This window comes from Bacillus sp. EKM202B (assembly GCF_011066025.1).
Classification (GTDB): Bacteria; Bacillota; Bacilli; order Bacillales; family Bacillaceae_G; genus Bacillus_A; species Bacillus_A toyonensis.
In genome coordinates this window covers 1-1,902 of record NZ_JAAMNK010000081.1, presented here as the reverse complement: position 1 = coordinate 1,902, position 1,902 = coordinate 1, and the positions used below count along the sequence as shown (strand labels likewise).

Here is a 1,902-nt window from a genome sequence, read left to right as displayed (position 1 = left end):
GAGTCCATATCAATATCGAACGCAGGTTGTTTAATTGTGTTTTTTAAGTCCTGTCTACTTGACAGGGATCACTGCACTATTAGCGGGGGTCATTTTATATTAAATAAAGTGCATTGAAATCACTTTCTAACTAAATCTTTCTATTTAATTCTCTATTTCGGATATTAATACTGATATCTAGCCCGAATACTACATTCATATATTTTCAACTCTAAAGTTACCGAGAATACTACACATTGTCTTCGAAATTCTTCACATATTCCAATAATGTATGATTTTGTTAATCAAGGGCATTCTCATCTGTTCCAATTGGTGATTTAAAAAAGAGTAAAAGATATTCCATTATTTCTACTTTCCCCTAACCAATTTTCAAAGTCAATCATATCCCATACCTCTTTCCTATCTCCTCGAACAGGAAAGTCATCAATTCTTATTTTATGATTTGTATGACTGTTAGCTATCAAAAGTAACGACTAATCAAGTAAGCTCGTAAGAGCTACTAAGTGGCAGTTGGTTCACTTGAATAACACTTATTAAGTTAACAGTGAGATTTAGTATGAATAATCAAATCTTCAATAAAATATAGGGAAAGATTATAATTATATTGAATATAATAACGTGTTTTTAAGTATACCTTTAAGGGGGTGTTGTCGATGAGAAAATATTTCTATCTGATTGGGCAAAAAAACAAGAGGATAACGTTTCACTAGCCCATAAACTACGTGGTTCCTCTTCAATATTAGAAGGAGAGTATCAGATTGAAGAAAATTTATTTAAAGGCTATTGACAAAAGTAATTGGGAAAAAGCAATTAGACTGTCTGTTAAAGAAGAACAACAAACATTTATTGCATCCAACCTTTATTCTATCGCAGAAGTTCAATTTCTAGATAACTTCTATGCAAAAGGTATTTATCTTGATGAAAAAATGATAGGATTTACTATGTTTGGGATAGATTCTGATGATAATAATTATTGGATTTATAGACTTATGATTGATAAAAAATTTCAAGGGAAAGGTATAGGTAAACAAGCTATATATCTGGTTATTGATGAGATAAGACGAAATAATTACGCAAACATTTCTTTAATAATGATTGGATATGCTCCTGAAAACCTTACAGCTAAATTTGCATATAAAAAAGCAGGATTTATTGAAACAGAGTTATCAGCTTGGGGTGAACAGTTAGCTAAATATTCTTTGTAAGTACTTGAATTCTCCACAATGACTTGTAGACTTATTAAAGAAAAGAATCTGATAGTGGAGCAATATAAGTAGAAAAGGATTAAACTTTTTTATAAAAGAATCAACCAACTAAAAATATTAAGAGCGTGTTTTGATTAACCTTTTTGTCAAAACACGCTCTTTTCTATGATTATTTATCAAAGTTATTAGTATCAATTTGAATAAACTTTATTTAAAAGCAAAAACAATGTTCAAATAAAATTACGGCTAAATTGAACATACATACAGCCACAATTTGCTGTTTTCTAAGCTCAAAGTTTACCTCTCCAATAAGTGGAAATAATAAAAATATAAAACATTGGATGGAGGATTTATAGTGACCAATAATGAGAATTACAGTGGAATATTACCCCATAATGCCGAATCTTATTGGACGAGCAGTATTCAATTACCAGAATACCCTTCCTTAGAAAATGACATGCAGGTCGATGTTATTATTGTAGGAGGAGGAATTACTGGCATTACTTCTGCCTATCTTTTAATAAATGAGGGTCTAAAAATCGCTGTTATAGAGGCAGACAAGTTATTAAATGGAACGACTGGACATACGACAGCTAAAATTACGGCTCAACATGACATAATTTATCATTTTAGCCAAGAAGACTCCTTCCTCAAGGAACGCGAAGTGAGTAGGTGGGAGATGAATTGGCTTCGGACA

The 1,902-nt window shown here is 31.3% G+C and carries 2 protein-coding genes and 1 pseudogene; 2 read left to right on the top strand and 1 reads right to left on the bottom strand.

Features of this window, described 5'->3' with window-relative positions; translation table 11 throughout:
* Positions 1 to 280 precede the first annotated feature (280 nt).
* Positions 281 to 452: pseudogene (locus G9F74_RS30635) on the bottom strand (inositol-3-phosphate synthase); the annotation flags it as partial.
* 306 nt (positions 453 to 758) lie between these two features.
* Here G9F74_RS30635 and G9F74_RS29350 point away from each other — a divergent pair.
* Positions 759 to 1,205 carry a GNAT family N-acetyltransferase gene (locus tag G9F74_RS29350; RefSeq protein ID WP_016107178.1) on the top strand — a complete coding sequence of 149 codons (447 nt, stop codon included), beginning with the start codon at positions 759 to 761 and terminating at the stop codon, positions 1,203 to 1,205.
* A gap of 355 nt (positions 1,206 to 1,560) precedes the next feature.
* Positions 1,561 to 1,902 (top strand): FAD-dependent oxidoreductase (locus G9F74_RS29345; protein ID WP_260408310.1); only part of this gene is annotated, 342 nt, incomplete at its 3' end.